Annotated in this window: 14 protein-coding genes; 9 read left to right on the forward strand and 5 right to left on the reverse strand. The window is 67.8% G+C overall.

Going from position 1 to position 18,525, the window contains the following annotated elements; all coding sequences use genetic code 11:
• Window positions 1-221 precede the first annotated feature (221 nt).
• From ABH940_RS11495 to ABH940_RS11535, 9 genes are all read left to right on the forward strand, one after another.
• Complete coding sequence (locus ABH940_RS11495; RefSeq protein WP_370105168.1) at window positions 222-1,202, forward strand: hypothetical protein; 981 nt, start codon at window positions 222-224, stop codon at window positions 1,200-1,202.
• Window positions 1,203-1,336: 134 nt separating this feature from the next.
• Window positions 1,337-5,119, forward strand: a complete 3,783-nt coding sequence (locus ABH940_RS11500; RefSeq protein WP_370105169.1) for an RHS repeat-associated core domain-containing protein — start codon at window positions 1,337-1,339, stop codon at window positions 5,117-5,119.
• A 15-nt stretch (window positions 5,120-5,134) separates the two neighbouring features.
• On the forward strand, window positions 5,135-5,446 hold the full coding sequence (locus ABH940_RS11505) for a hypothetical protein (protein WP_370063308.1): 312 nt from the start codon (window positions 5,135-5,137) through the stop codon (window positions 5,444-5,446).
• A 66-nt stretch (window positions 5,447-5,512) separates the two neighbouring features.
• A complete protein-coding gene (locus ABH940_RS11510) occupies window positions 5,513-5,953 on the forward strand; it encodes an SMI1/KNR4 family protein (RefSeq protein ID WP_370063306.1) in 441 nt (146 codons plus the stop codon).
• Window positions 5,954-6,161: 208 nt separating this feature from the next.
• Window positions 6,162-6,296: a hypothetical protein gene (locus tag ABH940_RS11515; RefSeq protein ID WP_370063304.1), complete on the forward strand. Its 135-nt coding sequence runs from the start codon at window positions 6,162-6,164 to the stop codon at window positions 6,294-6,296.
• A 205-nt stretch (window positions 6,297-6,501) separates the two neighbouring features.
• Window positions 6,502-10,233, forward strand: a complete 3,732-nt coding sequence (locus tag ABH940_RS11520; protein ID WP_370105170.1) for an RHS repeat-associated core domain-containing protein — start codon at window positions 6,502-6,504, stop codon at window positions 10,231-10,233.
• Window positions 10,230-10,568 (forward strand): hypothetical protein, encoded by a 339-nt coding sequence (locus tag ABH940_RS11525; protein WP_370105171.1) that lies wholly within the window; start codon window positions 10,230-10,232, stop codon window positions 10,566-10,568. Before ABH940_RS11520 ends, ABH940_RS11525 begins: the two co-directional genes overlap by 4 nt.
• 346 nt (window positions 10,569-10,914) lie before the next feature.
• A complete protein-coding gene (locus tag ABH940_RS11530; protein WP_370105172.1) occupies window positions 10,915-11,874 on the forward strand; it encodes a hypothetical protein in 960 nt (319 codons plus the stop codon).
• A gap of 139 nt (window positions 11,875-12,013) precedes the next feature.
• Entirely contained in the window at window positions 12,014-13,741 is a 1,728-nt protein-coding gene (locus ABH940_RS11535) for a PQQ-binding-like beta-propeller repeat protein (protein ID WP_370105173.1), read from the forward strand.
• Between the two features lie 181 nt (window positions 13,742-13,922).
• Here ABH940_RS11535 and ABH940_RS11540 read toward each other — a convergent pair whose 3' ends face one another.
• The 5 genes from ABH940_RS11540 to ABH940_RS11560 form a co-directional block, all read right to left on the reverse strand.
• Window positions 13,923-15,248: a S8 family serine peptidase gene (locus ABH940_RS11540; protein ID WP_370105174.1), complete on the reverse strand. Its 1,326-nt coding sequence runs from the start codon at window positions 15,246-15,248 to the stop codon at window positions 13,923-13,925.
• Between the two features lie 53 nt (window positions 15,249-15,301).
• Complete coding sequence (locus ABH940_RS11545) at window positions 15,302-16,660, reverse strand: WXG100 family type VII secretion target (RefSeq protein WP_370105175.1); 1,359 nt, start codon at window positions 16,658-16,660, stop codon at window positions 15,302-15,304.
• Window positions 16,660-16,989 (reverse strand): hypothetical protein, encoded by a 330-nt coding sequence (locus ABH940_RS11550; RefSeq protein ID WP_370105176.1) that lies wholly within the window; start codon window positions 16,987-16,989, stop codon window positions 16,660-16,662. The genes ABH940_RS11545 and ABH940_RS11550 overlap by 1 nt, the downstream gene beginning before the upstream one ends.
• A gap of 70 nt (window positions 16,990-17,059) precedes the next feature.
• Window positions 17,060-17,695: an alpha/beta family hydrolase gene (locus ABH940_RS11555; protein WP_370105177.1), complete on the reverse strand. Its 636-nt coding sequence runs from the start codon at window positions 17,693-17,695 to the stop codon at window positions 17,060-17,062.
• 9 nt (window positions 17,696-17,704) lie between these two features.
• Entirely contained in the window at window positions 17,705-18,445 is a 741-nt protein-coding gene (locus tag ABH940_RS11560) for a hypothetical protein (protein ID WP_370063288.1), read from the reverse strand.
• Between the last annotated feature and the right edge of the window lie 80 nt (window positions 18,446-18,525).

An 18,525-nucleotide genomic window follows, 5' to 3' on the forward strand; every position in this document is an offset into this window, starting at 1 on the left:
AGGCTCAGCTCAGCTCAGTTCAGGTTCGGGAAGGTCTGCCCCAGGCTCCTGGGGCAGACCTTCCCGCTTGTGGCAACGGATGGTTGACGCACTTGCGTTCGGTCACTATCCGTGTAGGTGCTGGTCACTGGGCGTGGTAGCGTCGGCTGCATACCAATCGAATAGTTGACCCCGGCAGCGCGCCAACGCTCCGGGGTCCGGCAGCAGGAGCAGACACTCCCGTGCAGATTCATCGTAGCCCGCATATGCGCGGCTTCACGTCATTGCCCAACTACCTGTTGCAGGACCGCCGCCTGTCATACCGGGCCCGGGGCGTCCTGACCGACCTGCTCTCCCGCCCGGACGGGTGGCGTGAGGACGGCCGACTACTGGCCGACTCCTGCGTCGAGGGACGCGGCTCCGTCGCCAGGGCCCTGCGTGAGCTTGCCCGCGCCGGGTACTACCGCGTCGAGAAGGTCCGCAAGCCGGACGGCAGCATCATCAGCGTGGCGCACGTGTACGACAGCCCACAGCCTCCGGTGCCGGGTGCCAAAAAGACGGGCTCCGGCAAGGTGAAGTCCGACGCACCTGACGGCCAATCAAAGAACCAGGGAAAGAACCCCACCCTCCCCTCCCTCCTCCCGGCCGAGCCCGCCGTGAGCGAGGCCGACGAGGCGTCAGTAACGGAAGACAACGCGGCATCCGAAGCCGCCGCGCTTCCCGCCGCGCCTCCCGCTTCGGCTCCCGCTCCCGCTCCCGCCAAGGAAGTGCCGCCGGAAGTGCGGGAGGCGGCAGCCACGCTCTTCCGCGTGCTACGCCCCGAGCCACGCCTACGGCTCGGCATGACCGAAGCCCTTGCCCTGGCGCCATTGGTCGCCGAGTGGCTGGAACTCGGCGCGACCGAACAGGACCTGACGGTGGCGTTGTTGCCCGGCCTACCCCAACCCGTCCACGCCCCGGCCGCCCTCCTCCGCAACCGCCTCACCCGCAAACGCCCACCAGCGCCTGCCACTTCGCAGCAGCCCGCCGCCCCGGCCCGGCGCTGGCACGAGTGCGCCGAGTGCGCCGACCCCATCCCCCAACCCGGCATCTGTCGCACCTGCGCAGGCCTGGCCGCACCCCCACCCGCCATCAGCATCGCCTCAGCCGTGGCCACTCGCGGCGCCGCCCTGGCCCGAGCCGCCCTCCACGGCATCACACCGGCTGCGGCAACAGCCGCCTGACCTGCCGCGCATCCCAACGGGCAGGTATGGAGAGGCCCTTGGGCGATCACGAAACGCTGGGCCGACGGCCTGGCCGCTTGGTAGCGTGCCCCTGACGGCCTGTGGGGAACGGCAGTTCGGGGGCGGGGTCCGACATGAGTCAAATAGCCAAGGCGATCTCGGAAGCGGCGCAGAAGGCCGGCAAGAGTCTGGCGGAGGACTTCGCCAAGGCGTACCGCAGCATCCTCAAGGACACCGAGAGCGGCGCGAAGAAGGCCTCGGAGAACGCCGCCAAGAACGAGGCGGAGACTGCGGAGAACCTGGCCAAGTCCGCTGAGAAGGACGCGCACGCACCCCACGCGGAGGATCCGCATGCCCCCGGGGGCGGTGGTCCGTCCGATCACCCAGGCGAGGAAGGGCCGGGGGCCGGCCGTCAGCAGGCGTCCGATCCGCACGACGCGGGGCGTAGTGAGGACGCCGTGTGCCCCGGCGGTGAGCCGGTGGACATGGCCACGGGCCGGATGTTCATCGACCAGACCGACGTGCTCCTTCCGGGGTCGCTGCCGCTGAAGTTCACGCGCTGCTTCGAGTCCGGCTACGGCGCGGGTCGGTGGATGGGTCGACGCTGGGTGTGCACGTTCGACGAGCGCCTGGAGATCGACGAGCAGGGCGTTGTGCACCTCGGCGCCGACCGGGTCACCCAGGCCTACCCGCATCCGGAGCCGGGCCTGCCGGTGCAGGCGAGCGCCGGGCGGAGGCTCGACCTGGAGGTCGACAGCCGGGGCCGCGCGTACTCCTTGACAGACCGTCACAGCGGCGTGGTCCGGGAGTTCACCGTCCAACCAGGCGGACGTGCCGCTCTCCTGACCCGCGTCCGGGACCGCTCCGGCCGCTCCTACACGCTGGAGTACGACCGCGCCGGCACCCCGCTGGGCATCGACCACAGCGGCGGCTACCGCCTGCGGGTCACCGTCGCCGACGGGCGGATCACCGAACTGTGGCTGGCGGACGGCGCACCGGACGGCGGCGACCAACTCCTGCTCCGCTACGGCTACGACCGCGGTCACCTGACGCAGGTGTGGAACTCGTCGGGTCTGCCGATGGTGTTCGCCAACGACGCCGCCGGACGGATCACCTCCTGGACCGACCGCAACAACAGCCAGTACTGGTACGTCTACGACGAGCGCGGCCGGGTCGTGGACGAGGGCGGCGCGGACGGCAGCCTGCGCTTCCAGTTCCACTACGGCGAACCCGACCCCGAGACCGGCCTTCGCGTGACCACCGAGACGAACGCGCTCGGCCACACCACGCAGTATCACGTCAACGCCCGCTCCCAGATCGTCGCGATCGTCGACCCGCTCGGCAACACCACCCGCTACGAGCGCGACGAGTTCAACCGCCTCCTCGCCGAGACCGATGCGCTCGGCGCGACGACCCGGTACGAGTTCGACGCGTTCGGTGACCTCATCACCGTCACCCGACCCGACGGCGAGCAGACGACCGCCGCGTACGCCGGCGAGCTGAGCCTACCGACGGTCGTCACCGAGCCAGACGGCGCGGTATGGCAACAGACCTGGGACGAAGCGGGCCGACGTGCCTCGGTGACGGACCCGCTGGGCGTAACCACCCGATTCAGCTACGACGAGCAAGGCCATCTCGCTTCCATCACAGACGCGTTGGGGCAAACCACCCGCGTCGTCTGCGACCCGGCCGGACTGCCCGTCGAAATCACCGACCCTGGCGGCTCGGCCACGCGCATCGAACGCGACGCCTTCGGCCGCTCGATCGCGATCACCGACCCGCTCGGCGCAACCACCCGGATGACCTGGACCGTCGAGGGGCATCCGGCCGCACGCACCGGCCCGGACGGCGCGACCGAGCGTTGGGAGTGGGACGGCGAAGGCAACTGCCTCACGCACACCGACCAACTCGGCCAGACCACCACCTTCGAGTACACCCACTTCGAGACCCTGGCAGCCCGTACCACCCCCGACGGCGCGCGGGTCGCGTTCGCGCACGACGCGAACATGCAACTGGTCACCATCACCGACGCGTTGGGGCGGACTTGGGAGTACGACTACGACCTGGCCGGGCGCCTGACTGGCGAGAAGGACTTCGAAGGCCGCCGCCTCCGGTATGAACTCGACCCCATAGGCCGCCCGACTGCCCGTACCAACGCGGCCGGGGTGCGCACCACCTACCGCTACGACGTCCTCGGCTGCCTCATCGGCAAGGATGCCGGTGGGCAGACCACCCAGTACGCCTACGACCCGGCCGGTCGCCTGGTGCATGCGGTGGGCACTGACGCCGAGATCGCCCGCACCTACGACCCGCTCGGCAACCTCCTCGTCGAGACGGTCAACGGACGCTCCCTCACCCAGACGCACGACGCGCTCGGCCGCCGCACCCGCCGCGTCACCCCTGCCGGGCACGCCACCGACTGGACCTACGGCCTCGCCAGTCGCCCCACTCGCATTGCCACCCTGGCGGGCACCCTCGACTTCACTCACGACGCCGCGGGCCGCGAGCACACCCGTACCGTCGTCGCCACCGCTGTTGACCCGACCGGCCTGACCCTGACGAGTAGCTGGGACACCGCCGGACGCCTCATCGACCGTACCGTCCATGCCGGCGAACAGGTCCTCCAGCGCCGAAGCTGGCACTATCGCGCCGACGACAACCTCATCGGGATAGACGACTCGCTGACCGGTCCACGCAGCTTCGACCTCGACCCGGCCGGTCGCGTCACCGCCGTCCACGCCCGCGACTGGACCGAGACCTACGCCTACGACCCGGCCGGCAACCTCACCGAAGCCCACTGGCCCGCCACTGACGCCACTCGCCCCGCCGAAGGCCGGCGCACCTACACCGGCACCCAACTCACCACCGCCGGACGTGTCCGCTACGAGTACGACACCGCCGGGCGTATGACGCTACGTCAAGTCACCCGACTGTCACGCAAACCCGACACCTGGCGGTTCACCTGGAACGCCGACGACCGGCTCACCGATGTCACCACACCCGACGGTACCCTCTGGCACTACCTCTACGACCCACTCGGCCGCCGCATCGCCAAGCACCGCCTCGCCGAGGACGGGCACACCGTCGTCGAGCGCACCGACTTCACCTGGGACGGCCCGCAACTCGCCGAGCAGAGCACCCACGCCCCCTACCTGCCCGGCCCGCACACCCTGAGCTGGGACCACCACGGCCTGCAGCCCCTCGCCCAGACCGAGACCATCACCGCTCAGGACCAGATCGACCGGCGCTTCTTCGCCATCGTCACCGACCTCGTCGGCAGCCCCACCGAACTCCTCGACCCCACGTCAGAATCTGTCGCCTGGCGCGCCACCAGCACCCTGTGGGGCTCCACCACCTGGCCCGCCGCCAGCAGCACGTACACCCCGCTGCGCTTCCCGGGCCAGTACTTCGACCCTGAAACCCGCCTCCACTACAACGTCAACAGGTACTACGACCCTGAAACTGCCCGCTACACCTCCCCCGATCCTCTCGGCCTCACACCTGCCCCCAATCCCGAAACGTATGTCGAGAACCCCCACACCTGGGCCGATCCCTTCGGACTCTCCCCACACGTCGTTGCGGAGAACGACGCAGGTCGATTCGGAGATATGGATCCTGGCGTGGTGGGCGACGGGCTGACACCCCACCACATTCCGCAGGATGCGCTCCACCACATGCCGAGGGATGAGGGTGGTGCAATTGTGATGAAGGAGGCAGACCACGCTCTCACCAGGACGTATTGGAAGCTTGGGAAGATCACCAAGGCCGCGGATCAGAACCTGCCCTGGCGTACAGTAGTCGCGATGGACCTCTGGGACATGCGCCGGATCGGTCAGTTGCAGTACGGCGATCCCAGTTATTTCAACACCGGCATTCTTCGACTGCTTGCTTACTATCGCAAGGTTGGGAAGATGTAACAGTGGAGTGTTTCCATGCGTCGTGAGGTAGAAGATTTCGTCAGCGCCGGACCTATCCCTTCGGAGGATGCTTCTGACGAGGAGATCGACAGGTGTGGTGAGCAGTTGAAGCGAATTACCCCGCCGGTCTCGGACGATGAAGCCCAAGCTTTGGCGACGGCCTTCGGTCCCGACGACTGCTTCGGTCTTGCTTGGACGTTGTTGCACCTGATCGAGACGGCTCCCGGGGCAGCGACGGCTGACTATCAGCGGGATCCTGACAACTACTGGGTGAAGCGGCTCAATGCGCGCGTGGAGAACACTCGTGGCACGCGCGACACAGGCTGAGCCGTGTGCCCACTCGCTTTGAGGGAATCCGTGCGGACTTGACGCAGGGTCGGAAGGACTAGGCGAATGTGGAAGGAACTGGCCCGAGAGGTGTATCCGGAGTCCGGCTTCGTCGAACCTGCCACGCCGTCAGCTCTGAATGATGCCGAGCGAGTGCTGAGTGAGTCGCTGCCCGAGGAGCTGCGGAGCCTCCTGGCGGAGACCAACGGGATCCTGGCTCATACGAGTTCTCGTGCGGTGTGGCCGGTCGAGGAGATTGTGCGGCGCAACGTCAGTCTCCGGCAGGACGAGTCGTTGACTGCGCTCTACATGTCCTTCGACCCCTTCCTGTTCTTCGGGGACAATGGCGGTGGTGATCTGTTCGCCTTCGTCATCCGACCGCAGCGACCCGACATTTTCGTCTGGCAGCACGAGAGCGACAGCCGGAAGTGGGTCGCCCGCAATTTGCAGGACTATCTGCGGCGCCGCCTGGTACAGGGTGGCGATGACTGGTATGAGGGTTACTGACGCCTCCCGGAGCCTGCGCCAGTCCCTCCCGGAACGGTTCCGCCGCTGGCGAGGGCGGGGCCGAGCAGACAAGTCGACCTCTACGATGATGCCCCGCGCCGACTGATCGTCAGTCGGTGCGTGACGCAAGGAGGACGGGGGATGACCGACCAGACGCCGGGCACCAGCGCTGCGGACGGGAAGAGGGGCGCGGACCACCGTCGCGAACTTGCCGACCTCCGCCATGGCCGTCGATTTCCGCAATGGCACCCCGGTCGTCGTGCCGGCCGGCGGCTTCGCGCACCCCTCGCTGTACTTTCTCTCGTCCGGCACGGTGCATCCGGGCGTGCAGGAGTACAAGTGACTCTGAGCTGACGGGAGATTCTCGTCCGCTTCTAGCTCATGACGGCCCCGCGACAGTTCGGTCGCGGGGCCGTTTGCTGCGTCGACGGCCTCGCCAACGGGCGAACTTGGGAAAACAATTGGCCGATCTCGAAACGGCGGGCCGCTGACCCGACCGCTTGGTAGCGTGCCCATGACGGGAACGGTCGTTCGGGGGCGGGGTCGGCGTGAGTCAAATAGCCAAGGCGATCGCGGAAGCGGCCCAGAAGGCTGGCAAGAGTCTGGCGGAGGACTTCGCCAAGGCGTACCGCAGCATCCTCAAGGACACCGAGAGCGGCGCGAAGAAGGCCTCGGAGAACGCCGCCAAGAACGAGGCAGAGACCGCCGAGAGCCTGGCCAAGTCCGCTGAGAAGGACGCGCACGCACCCCACGTGGACGATCCGCATGCCCCCGGGGGCGGTGGTCCGTCCGATCACCCGGGCGAGGAAGGGCCGGGGGCGGGCCGTCAGCAGGCGTCCGATCCGCACGACGCCGGACGCAGCGAGGACGCGGTATGCCCCGGCGGCGAACCCGTCGACATGGCCACCGGCCGGATGTACATCAACCAGACCGATGTCACGTTGCCCGGCTCGCTGCCGCTGAAGTTCACGCGTTGCTTCGAGTCCGGTTACGGCGCGGGCCGGTGGATGGGTCGACGCTGGGTCTGCACGTTCGACGAGCGCCTGGAAATCGACGAGCAAGGCGTTGTGCACCTCGGCGCCGACCGAGTCACCCAGGCCTACCCGCATCCGGAGCCGGGCCTGCCGGTGCAGGCGAGCGCCGGGCGGAGGCTCGACCTGGACATCGACGCGCGAGGGCGTTCCTATTCTCTGACGGACCGCCAGAGCGGCATTGTGCGGGAGTTCACCGTCCAACCCGACGGGCGCACCGCTCTCCTGACCCGCGTCCGAGACCGCTCCGGCCGCTCCTACACACTGGAGTACGACCGCGACGGAACCCCGCTGGGCATCACCCACAGCGGCGGCTACCGCCTGCGCGTCACCGTCGCCGACGGGCGGATCACCGAACTGTGGCTCGCCGACGGCGCACCCGACGGCGGCGACCAACTCCTGCTCCGCTACGGCTACGACCGCGGCCACCTCACGCACGTCTGGAACTCCTCCGACCTGCCGATGGTGTTCGCCAACGACGCCGCCGGCCGGATCACCTCCTGGACCGACCGCAACAACAGCAGCTACTGGTACGTCTACGACGAGCGCGGCCGGGTCGTGGACGAGGGCGGCGCGGACGGCAGCCTGCGCTTCCAGTTCCACTACGGCGAACCCGACCCCGAGACCGGCCTTCGCGTGACCACCGAGACGAACGCGCTCGGCCACACCACGCAGTACCACGTCAACACCCGCTCCCAGATCATCGCCATCGTCGACCCGCTCGGCAACACCACCCGCTACGAGCGCGACGAGTTCAACCGCCTCCTCACGGCGACCGATCCCCTGGGCGCCAATACTCGCTACGACTACGACGCGTTCGGCGACCTGATCACCATCACCCGACCCGACGGCGAGCAGACGACCGCCGCCTACGACGGCGAGCTGAGCCTGCCGACAGTCGTCACCGACGCGGCCGGCGCGGTATGGCAACAGACCTGGGACGAAGCGGGCCGCCGCACCTCAGTGACAGACCCGCTGGGCGCGGTCACCCGCTTCGGCTACGACGAACTCGGCCATCTCGCCTCCGTCACCGACGCGCTGGGGCACACCACCCGCGTCGTCTGCGACCCGGCCGGGCTGCCTCTCCGAACTGCCGACCCGACCGGTGCCATGACGAGCATCGAACGCGACGCTTTCGGCCGCCCGGCCGCCATCACCGACCCGCTCGGCGCGACCACGCGGATGACCTGGACCGTCGAGGGTCATCCGGCCACCCGCACCGGTCCGGACGGCACGACCGAGAGCTGGGAGTGGGACGGCGAGGGCAACTGCCTCACGCACACCGACCAGCTCGGCCAGACCACCTCATTCGAATACACCCACTTCGAGACCCTCGCCGCCCGCACCACCCCCGACGGCGCACGGGTCGCCTTCACGCACGACGCGAACATGCAACTGGTAAGCGTGACCGACGCGTTGGGCCGTACCTGGGAATACGACTACGACCAGGCAGGGCGGTTGGTCGGCGAGCAGGACTTCCACGGCCGCCGCCTCCGGTATGAACTCGACCCCGCCGGACGCCCATCGAACCGCACCGACGCGGCCGGGGTGCGCACCACCTACCGCTACGACGTCCTCGGCCGCGTCATCGAAATGGAAGCCAACGGGCAGGCCACCCGGTATGCCTACGACCCGGCCGGTCGCCTGGTGCACGCGACGGGCGCTGATGCCGAGATAGCCCGGACCTACGACCCTCTCGGCAACCTCCTCACCGAGTCAGTCAACGGACGCAGCCTCACCCACGCCCGCGACGCCCTCGGCCGCCGCACCCGCCGCACCACCCCGGCCGGGCACGCCACCGACTGGACCTACGACCCGGCCGGTCGCCCCACCGGTGTTGCCACGGCGGCGGGCACCCTCGGCTTCACTCACGATGCCGCAGGCCGCGAGCACAGCCGCACGGTCGCCGCCGCCCTTGCCTCGACCGGCCTGACCCTGACCAGCCGGTGGGACGCTTCAGGACGTCTCACCGACCGCACCGTCAGTGGTGGCGAACAGGTGCTGCAACACCGTGACTGGCACTACCGCGCCGACGGCAACCTGATCGGGATCGACGACTCGCTGACCGGTCCGCGCAGCTTCGATCTCGACTCGGTCGGTCGCGTCACCGCTGTCCATGCCCGCGACTGGACCGAGACCTACGCCTACGACCCGGCCGGCAACCTCACCGACGCCAACTGGCCCGCAACCGACGCCACCCGCCCCGCCGAAGGCCCCCGCACCTACACCGGCACCCAACTCACCATCGCCGGACGTGTCCGCTACGAGTACGACACCGCCGGACGTATGACGTTGCGTCAGATAACCCGGCTGTCCCGCAAGCCCGACACGTGGCGCTTCACCTGGAACGCCGAGGGCCGACTCACCCACGTCACCACCCCCGACGACACCCTCTGGCACTACCTCTACGACCCACTCGGCCGCCGCATCGCCAAACACCGCCTCGCCGACGACGGACACGGCGGCCATACCGTCGTGGAACGCACCGACTTCACCTGGGACGGTCCCCAACTCGCCGAACAGACCACCTACGCCTCATACCTCCCCGGCCCCCACACCCTCAGTTGGGACCACCGCGGCCTGCAGCCCCTCGCCCAAACCGAGACCGTCGCCACTCAGGAGCAGGTCGACCGGCGCTTCTTCGCCATCGTCACCGACCTCGTCGGCACCCCCACCGAACTCCTCGACCCGGCCACCGCCACCGTCGCCTGGCGTGCCACCAGCACCTTGTGGGGCTCCACCACATGGCCCGCCACCAGCACCACCTACACCCCATTGCGCTTCCCCGGGCAGTACTTCGACCCGGAAACACGGCTTCACTACAACGTCAACCGGTACTACGACCCCGAGACAGCCCGCTACACCAGCCCCGACCCCCTCGGTCTTACTCCCGCTCCTAATCCCGACTCGTACGTCGGCAATCCGCATACCTGGTCGGACCCCCTTGGGCTCTCCCCACACGAGGACGACTCAACGAAGGCCGCAGACTGGCAGTCGGAGTTCGACAACCTCGACGCAGGGAAGCAATCGCACGTGCGAGAAGCCTCGTCCACCGAGGACATGCGGACCATGTTCGACCGCTGGACCGCTGGTGCTGAGCAGCTCCCTGCGCGTGGCCCCAAGATCCCTGATGTCTATAAGCTGAGCGATGGAACTGTGATGCAGTGGCGTGTTGCATCCAGGTCCGGAGGAGAAACGATCGACATTTTTCCAGCCGCTGGAAAGGCACTCAAGGTTCACTTGCCATGATCAGGGAAGAAATCATCAAAGAGCTGGTCCTCGAAGGCCTGGACGACTGGGTCCCTGTGGATCGGGTCCTCGACCTTGTGCGCGAGACCCTTCCAGCATCCAACGATGCTTTCAAGAAGGAGGTCGGGGCTGTCATCGAGGAGCTTCTTTCTCAAGAGATCATGACCGTGGGTGATATCGGAGAAACTGGCTTCGAACCCTGGGCGACTACAGGAGCCGATCGAACAACTGAGGTGCTGCGCAAGCTTGAGGCCGCTCAGTGGTTGCCGCAAGGGGGCGCTTGCTGGCTTGCGAACACCCCTGAGGGAGATCGCCTGGCCACGGCCAGTTCGTAGAAATTCGGCCCGGCCTCGGCCCCGAGGAGATCACAGTCCGCCTCGGTGACCGCGACGTGTTCCGGACGCCCGCGCCACAACTGGCTGGACGAGCTGGAGGTGGAAGGCCGGACAGTCGTGCGCGAGACCGGCTACGCCTACGTCCCTCGACTGTCGCTCGGCCCGTTAGCTTGCGGCACCTCCCTCTGCGGGCTCGTGTCAGCCGAGGGTTTACACACAGGAGTTCGGTAACTGTTCGTGTAGGAGATAGCAACAGAGCGTGGTAACGTCCAGATCACCTAACCGAATAGATGACCCCGGCAGCGCGCCAACGCTCCGGGGCCCGGCACCAGGAGAACAACCTCCGATGCAGATTCATCGTACGCCGCATATGCGCGGCTTCACGACATTGCCCAACTACCTGTTGCAGGACCGTCGTCTGTCGTACCGGGCGCGGGGCGTCCTGGGCGACCTGCTGTCCCGTCCGGACGGCTGGCGCGAGGACGGCCGCACGATGGCCGACTCCTGCATCGAGGGACGCGGCGCCGTCGCCAAGGCCCTGCGCGAGCTCAAAGCCGCCGGGTACTACCGCGTCGAGACCATCCGCAAGCCCGACTGCAGCCTCATCAGCGTGTCGCACGCCTACGACACCCCGCAGCCACCACTGCCGGGTACCAAGAAGGCGGGCTCCGGCAGGAGGACGTCCGGCGACGCTGACGGCCAATCAAAGAACCAGGGAAAGAACCAAATCCCCTCCCTCCCCTGCCCCGAGGCCGGGCCCGCGAGCAACGACACTGACCCGTCGTCACCAACGGGAGGCGTCACCGCTCCTCCCGAACCCACTCCTCCTCCAGCTCCTGCGAAAGACGTCCCGCCGGAAGTCCGGGAGGCGGTGGCCACGCTCTTCCGGGTGCTACGCCCCGAGCCGCGCCTACGGCTCGGGGAACGCGAGGCGCGATCCCTGGCACCCCTGGTCGCAGAGTGGTTGGCCCGCGGCAGCACCGAAGGCGACCTGACGATCGCACTGTTGCCCTGCCTGCCCGTACCCCTCCACTCCCCCGTCGCCCTCCTTCGCGACCGCCTGACCCGCAAGCTCCCGCCCATGCCGGAAGCCGCGCCTGAGATCACGCCAGAGCGCAGCGCCGTCCCGCCAGAATGCGAGGACTGCGGCAAGCCGGTCTGCAACCCCGGCCTCTGCCGTGCCTGCGCTGGCCTCCCCGCGCCCCCGTCACGCGTCGCCTTCGCTCTTCCAGCAGCCGCGCGCGGCGCGGCCCTGGCCCGCGCTGCCCTACGCGGCGTCAGCCCAGTTGCTGTGGCGGCTGCCTGACCCGGCTCGGGGGCCCCGTGGACCGATGGAATGCCCCTCCTGCCTGCCCTCTACGATGGCCCGCGGGACGGGCCGCAAGATCGCCGTCCCCACGCTGACTGAACGCCAGTCGGCGCGTGACGCAAGGAGGACACGGGGGATGACCGAACAGACGCCGGGCAACGGCGCCATGCCCGCACCGGGTGGGCCCGGCATACCGGGCTACGGATACCCGAGCCCGAACGTGCCGCCGCAGCAGCCGCCTGCGGCGGGGGCGGGTTACGGCTACCCCACCGCGCCGCCGCAACAGGGCATGCCGCCCGTACTGCCGCAGGGTCAGCCCGGCCAGCAGGGCATGCCGCCCATGCCACCGCCGATGGGCCAGCCCATGCCGCAGCAGCAACCGTTCGGCCAGTTTGGCCCCTACCAGCAGGTCCCGTACCAGCAGGGCCAGTTCGTGCCGCAGGGGTCGTACCCGCAGAGCAGCCCCTACGCACAGGGCCAGCCCATGCCCGGCCAGCCCGGCCCCTACCAGCAAGTCCCCGGCCAGCAGCCGACCATGGCCCCGCCGATACAGGGCATGCCACCGATGCCGCCCGCAGGTCAGGGCGGCCCGAAGAAGGGCCTGCTCTACGGCGCGATCGGCGGCGGCCTCGCGCTGATCCTGATCATCGTCGCGGTCTTCGTGTTCGGCGGTGGAGGAGGCGGAGGACCCCTCGGTGGTGGCGGCAGCGCTCCCGCGCTGGCCACTGGCTGGCACACCAACGTCGGCCCTCAGCAGGATTCCCTGGTCGGCAATTGGCTAACGGACAAGTACGTCGTCCGTGGGTCAGTCGACGGGGTAAAGGCATACGACCGCGCCAGTGGCACCCTCGCATGGACCGTACAGCCGCCCACGGGTGCCAATGTGCCGTGCAGCATGTCGCCCACGGTGTCCTCGTCCGGGATCGGCACGATCGCCTTCGGCACCGACGACCACACCTGCACAACAGTGGTCGGCGTGGACACCAGCACGGGCCACGTGCTCTGGAACACCCCGCTGACCCTCTCTTCCAGCTCTGGTGCCACGCCGTCCGATGCGACCACCCTCATCAACGGAAACGTCGCCGCAGTCCTCTCCGACGGCCTGATCGACGGAGTCGACGTCAGCAGCGGTACTCCTGTGTGGACTTACAAGCCCCGCGACCAGTCCTGCAGCTTCAGCCTCGCTGGCGCAGGAAGCACCATCCTGTCCTACGACTTCTGCCCCAACGCCAGTCAGCCCTACATGATGACGGCTCTGAACGCGGCGACCGGCGCGCAGCTCTGGCAGACGCCCGGCAGCGACCAGAAGACGGTGGAGGCCGTCCTGTCGAGCAGCCCGTTGATCGCGCAGGTCCAAGGCGCCGACGGCACCAACAGCACCAACCTCTACGACAGCAGCGGCAACCCGACCCCCGTCAGCGGCGGGAACTCGATCGAGGGCGGCGGCACGCCGATCGTGCAGATGGTGGGTAGCACGACCTTGGTGGCCGAGACGACGGCCGGCTCTTCAGGCGACACGGCCGGCGTCGAAGCCATCGACGTGACGAGCGGAAAGGTCCTCTGGACCTACCTCGGTGACAACAAGGCCGGGGCCGACCTGGCATTCGCCCCCGGTACGAGCGGCACCGCGATCTACGCCCTCTCCTCTCCGCCCAGCATGGGAGGGAGCGGCAACGGAGCGCTCGTCACGCTGAGCCCGACGACGGGCGCAGCGACCACGCTCGCGACCCTGCCCTACTCGTCAGGAACCGACATCTTCGCCGCTCGTGGGCCGCTGATCGTTCCCGGCAGCGGATCTGCACACTCTCAGGTGTACCTCATCAACTACGGCTCTGTGGTGCCGGGCATCCAGGTGTACAAGTAGCGGCGAACTGATCAATTAGGCCTGCCTGCTTCAGACGCAGAACGACCCCGCGACCGATTTGGTCGCGGGGTCGATCGCTGCCTGGCAGCGGGGAGTTGCCGCACTAACAGCTGGTCACTGTCTGCGCAGGCGCAAGCCACGGGGCGTGGGGGCAGCGCCTGTCCGACTGTGCTGTCGTCAACTACTGCTGATGCGGCGGCTGGCCCTGCTGCTGGTACGGGTTGTTCGGCATCTGCTGCTGCGGCTGACCACCGTACTGGCCCGTCGGCGGCTGGTAGGGCTGCTGCTGTCCCGGAGCATTCGGGTACTGCGGGGCAGTCGGGTAAGCCGGCTCGCCGCCACCGCTTCCGCCACGGCGGCGAGAACGAGCGATGACCACGCCGATCACGATCAGCAGCACCACACCGCCGACTGCACCGAGACCAATCGCCATCCCGTTGCTGGACGAGCCGCTGCTCGAACTGCTCCCGGTCGTCACGGGTGCCGAGCTGGAGGAAGACGAATCCGACGGCGCACCAGACGCCTGCGGCAGCGGACCAACCGCCGGGCCAGCCGGTACGTTCGTAGTGAAGTCCGGCGAGGCAACGCCGTAGCCGTAGGCAGCGTCAGGAGCCACCAGGCCCTTGGGCAGGATCGCCGTCTTGATGATGCGATTGATGACCTGGCCAGCCGTCAGGTCCGGGTATGCGGACCGGAAGAGAGCTGCGATGGCCGAGACATAGGCGGTGGCGAAGCTGGTGCCATTGGCCTGCCCAAGCGATGTATCACTGGCCGCAGTGTCAACAACGATGTTGACCCCGGCCCCCATCACAGTGATGTTGCCAGAATCGGACTGCGGCCAGACCGTGGCACTCTCGTCTACAGCACCAACCCTGACCACACCAGGGTAGGAAGCGGGATACACCGGAAACGTGCCGCCGTCGTTTCCGGCGGCAGCAACAAGGACCACATTGTGCTGCTCGGCATAGGCAACGGCCTGCTCTTCGGTCGGGTCATCAGTCGAACCACCGATCGACAGGTTGATGACCTCAGCGCCATGATCGACGGCATACCGGATGGCTTCGCCCACAGTCTGAGGCTGGACTGAGTTATCTGCGCCCGTTCCGATACCGATTGGGAGGATCTTGGCGCCCGGCGCCAAGCCCATGATGCCGTCCCCGCCATTCGAGCCGTGCCCGTGACCAGCAATAATGCTAGACACAGCAGTGCCGTGGCTCTCCGGAGAGTGATCGGTCCAGCCATTCCCGCCGAAGACGAAGTCCTTCCCCGGGAGCACCTGCCCAGTCAGATCGACGTGGGTCGCACGGACACCGGAGTCAACGACGGCAACTGTGATCCCCTTGCCGGTGGAGTGATTCCAGACCAGGTTTTGCGTGGCGCCGTATTGCTTCAACGGCCACTGGGCCGCCCGCGCGGCATCCGCCTGTGCCACTGGCGACACGCCAATGACGAGGGCTCCAGCGAGCGCTGCCCCTCCGATTGCTTGCAGTGCTCGCTTGAAGCCCATCCCGCCACCCCGCTCGCGTACGTTCAACAGACGAGCAGGACACTACTTGAATCTCAGAACGTAATCACGCCCGGGTTCACTGGAGTGTCAACGCCCCAGGTCTCCTCATCCTCGACGAGGTACTCGGCACGAGACTTGCGCTGCTTCTTCTTGCCGGCAGCGTTGGCCAAGCCACCCAGGCCACCCGCACCCATGCCGGACTCGCCTCCGGCACCGGCAGCGCCTTCACCCTCACCGGCCATCGCGCCTTCTTCAGACACACCTGCGGCCTCGCCTGAAGCACTGCCAGAGCCGGTGCCACCGGTCATCCCGCCGGCACCAAGGCCAGACATGCCGACCATGCCTCCGCCACCGAGGCCGACGCCACCAGCTCCACCGCCGACACCCAGCCCACCGACGCCGCCAACACCGCCGCCTCCGCCGAAGCCACCACCGGCTCCGAGACCGCTGTGCAGCCCGCCCGACACACCGTCGAGCTTCCCGCCGATACCCCAGCCGTTACCGCCCGGCGCACCACCGTGGATTCCGCCGACGCCGCCACCACCGGGCAGCACCGAACCACCATTGTTGACACCAGGGGTGAAGGTGCCACCAGTTGCGTTGCCGCCGGTGATGGGCTTGAGCGGGACATTTCCGGCCTGGCCTGGTCCAGATGGCGTGCCGGTAACAGTGCCGCTCGGGGGGCCAGGAACCTGCGTCACCGGAGGAGCGGGCCACGTTCCAACATCACCGAGCGTTCCGCCCCCAGGGGTCGACGAGAGCTTCAGGGTCGACTGGTTGTACTGCGTACCAAGACCCTCCATGACGACGACCGCCTGTTGGTGTACCTGCTCCCAGACACTCAGCTGGCCGCCGTCCATCTGTACGGCCTTCGCCAAGCCGTACTTGGCTGCATCATTCTCGAACTGAATGTTGCTGGAACCGCCCAAGGAGCTGCCGATCTGGGCCATTTCACTCGGAGCGTGCGGGAAGTTGTCCTTTGCGATTCCCAGAGCGGTGCTTGCGGAGGTCATGGCCTCCTTCGTGTTCGAGGCGTAGCCAGCACCGTTCACCAGGCTTGTGTGCAGTTGGGTCGCATTGTGCCTGAAGGCGTCCGCCGTCTGGCCGGTCCAGTGCTCCAGGACGTCGTTGACGATCCCGCCAAGCTGCTTCGCCGTGTCGTGAAGGTTGTCTGCGATGTAGCCCCAGTTGAGCGCCGCCTGGCTGATTGCACCCGGATCGGCGTCCCGAACCATCGCCTGAAGGGCTTCGAATCCCTTAGCGGCCTCGAAGTTAGTGGTGAAGCCGGCATCCCCGGTCTGCCCACCGGCGTTCGCCTGCAGGGCCTTCTTCCACTGAGCGTCTGCTGCCTTCTGCTCCTTCTGCTGCTCCTGGTAGGCCTGCTGCTCGTAGTAGTAAGAGTCGCCTGCCATCAGGAAGCCCTCCTGTTGAACCCGTTCGCGGTGCTCGTCTCCTGGTTGGCGTACGCAGCGTGGGCGCTGCCCGTCTTGGTCTGAAGCTCCTGAACCATGGACTGAAGCACCGAGATCATCGAGGTGATCTCACTCTTCATCGTCTCGTGTGCCTTGTACAGGGCATCGGCCTCCAGGAAGCCGTCGCCGCCTATCTGATTCTTCGTCAAGTTCGTCGAGTACTTGGCCTTGCTGGTCGGAGCGTCCATGGAGGACACCAGACCATTGAGTTGCGTGACTGCCTGCTGGAGGTAGCTGAGGTCTACCTCGTAACCGTTCCCGGATCCCATCTCTGAGACCGCCTCCCCGTGTGTTCGTTCTGGCCCATGTACATGATAGGGATGATCGCCGACAAGGTCGCTACCGGATACGGCCAGAAACCCAGCTCTGCAACGCCGTCACCAGCGGAGGGATGACCTCCGCCTCGGACTTGCGCACCGCGAAGGCGTGATTGCCTGCCGGGAGCGCGATCAGACGGTGCGTCTGCTTCGGGAGCGGAGGGAACTCGTCCGGGCTGCCGAAGGGGTCGCGGGCGCCCTGGATGACGAGCGTCGGGATGCCTGTGGCCAGCAGTTCGTCGGCCCGCGAACGGTCCGGCTTGCCTGGTGGGTGGAGCGGGAAGGCCAGGGCCACAACGCCCGCCGCACCCGTCCCAGCGCCCGTGCGGCAGGCAACCCGCGCGCCCGCGCTGCGCCCACCGACGAAAACCGGAACGTCCGGCCCGACCGCCTCCCGCACATGCGCGACGACCGGGAGCCAGCCCACGTCCAGCGTCTTCGGTGCAGGCGCAAGGCGCTTTCCGGCCACGCGCCATGGCTGTTCGACCAGCCCGACCGCGACAGAGTCGACGCCCGCCGCGATCGCCTGGAGGTCCGGGGCCTCGATGCCGCCGCCCGCGCCGTGGCCGAGCAGGAGGACGCCGTGCGGGGCGCGGTCGCGGTGGTGCCAGGTGATGCGGGCGTCGCCCGCCGCAGTCGGGACGAGTTCGATCGGCATACGCCCAGCCTAGGACCCCTCGCGCTGCTGCTTTTCGCGGCGCATCCGGCGATTCTCCGTCAGGTTGCGGAAGGGGTTGGTGGTCGCCGTCACCGCCGCCGCCCGGACGTCACCGTCCGACCAGGTGCTGAAGCGTTCCAGGTAGGCGAGGACGACCAGGCGGGAGAGGCGGGGGTCATGGACGACGACTTCGTAGACGGCGGTCGGGCCGGCGTTGCGGACGAGGTCGAAGCCCGGCGATGTCGGGCCGGTGCAGCGGATGTGGGCGGAGAAGATCGCGTCCTCTACGCTTCGGCCACGGCCGCCCAGGCCGAACCCTGGGGCGAACTCGTCCAGCAGCCGGAATGCAGTACGCGCCGCACGGCGGCCGCCATTCAGTTCCTGGCGCACCGCGGTGAGCGTTTCAGGGAGACCCTGCTGCACGATCGGTGCCGCGTCGAAGTCGAGGCGTCGGCCGTTCGGCCTCGTCCCGCCCACCAGGACCTGCCCGGCGTCCCAGGCCTGCCCGAGTTTGACGTAGCCGAGCAACTGCTGCGGACCGAACGCCGGGTAGACGTAGTACGGCCGGACGTGCACGTCGTACGGATAGTCCTTGTGCATGCGCACGATCGGCTGCTGCTGCCCGGCCGGGTACACCAGAAAAGTGGTGTGACCGCGGCCGTAGTCGACCAGGACGGTGAATGCCGTCAACGACTGCAACAGATCCGACGAATCCGACGGAACGCCCATCGACGTGTCCCCCGCGTCCATATCGTCCCCCTTCACACCGACATACGGCCACACACCGTACCGGTGGGTACCGGGCACCACCATCGCGCTCCGCGTAATGC

This window comes from Streptacidiphilus sp. BW17 (assembly GCF_041262485.1).
Classification (GTDB): Bacteria; Actinomycetota; Actinomycetes; order Streptomycetales; family Streptomycetaceae; genus Streptacidiphilus.

Coding starts and splice junctions, on each gene's coding strand:
- ABH940_RS11500 (WP_370105169.1), top strand. CDS start 1,337: ATGAGTCAAATAGCCAAGGCGATCTCGGAAGCGGCGCAGAAGGCCGGC.
- ABH940_RS11505 (WP_370063308.1), top strand. CDS start 5,135: ATGCGTCGTGAGGTAGAAGATTTCGTCAGCGCCGGACCTATCCCTTCG.
- ABH940_RS11510 (WP_370063306.1), top strand. CDS start 5,513: ATGTGGAAGGAACTGGCCCGAGAGGTGTATCCGGAGTCCGGCTTCGTC.
- ABH940_RS11525 (WP_370105171.1), top strand. CDS start 10,230: ATGATCAGGGAAGAAATCATCAAAGAGCTGGTCCTCGAAGGCCTGGAC.
- ABH940_RS11530 (WP_370105172.1), top strand. CDS start 10,915: ATGCAGATTCATCGTACGCCGCATATGCGCGGCTTCACGACATTGCCC.
- ABH940_RS11535 (WP_370105173.1), top strand. CDS start 12,014: ATGACCGAACAGACGCCGGGCAACGGCGCCATGCCCGCACCGGGTGGG.
- ABH940_RS11540 (WP_370105174.1), bottom strand. CDS start 15,248: ATGGGCTTCAAGCGAGCACTGCAAGCAATCGGAGGGGCAGCGCTCGCT.
- ABH940_RS11545 (WP_370105175.1), bottom strand. CDS start 16,660: ATGGCAGGCGACTCTTACTACTACGAGCAGCAGGCCTACCAGGAGCAG.
- ABH940_RS11550 (WP_370105176.1), bottom strand. CDS start 16,989: ATGGGATCCGGGAACGGTTACGAGGTAGACCTCAGCTACCTCCAGCAG.
- ABH940_RS11555 (WP_370105177.1), bottom strand. CDS start 17,695: ATGCCGATCGAACTCGTCCCGACTGCGGCGGGCGACGCCCGCATCACC.
- ABH940_RS11560 (WP_370063288.1), bottom strand. CDS start 18,445: ATGGACGCGGGGGACACGTCGATGGGCGTTCCGTCGGATTCGTCGGAT.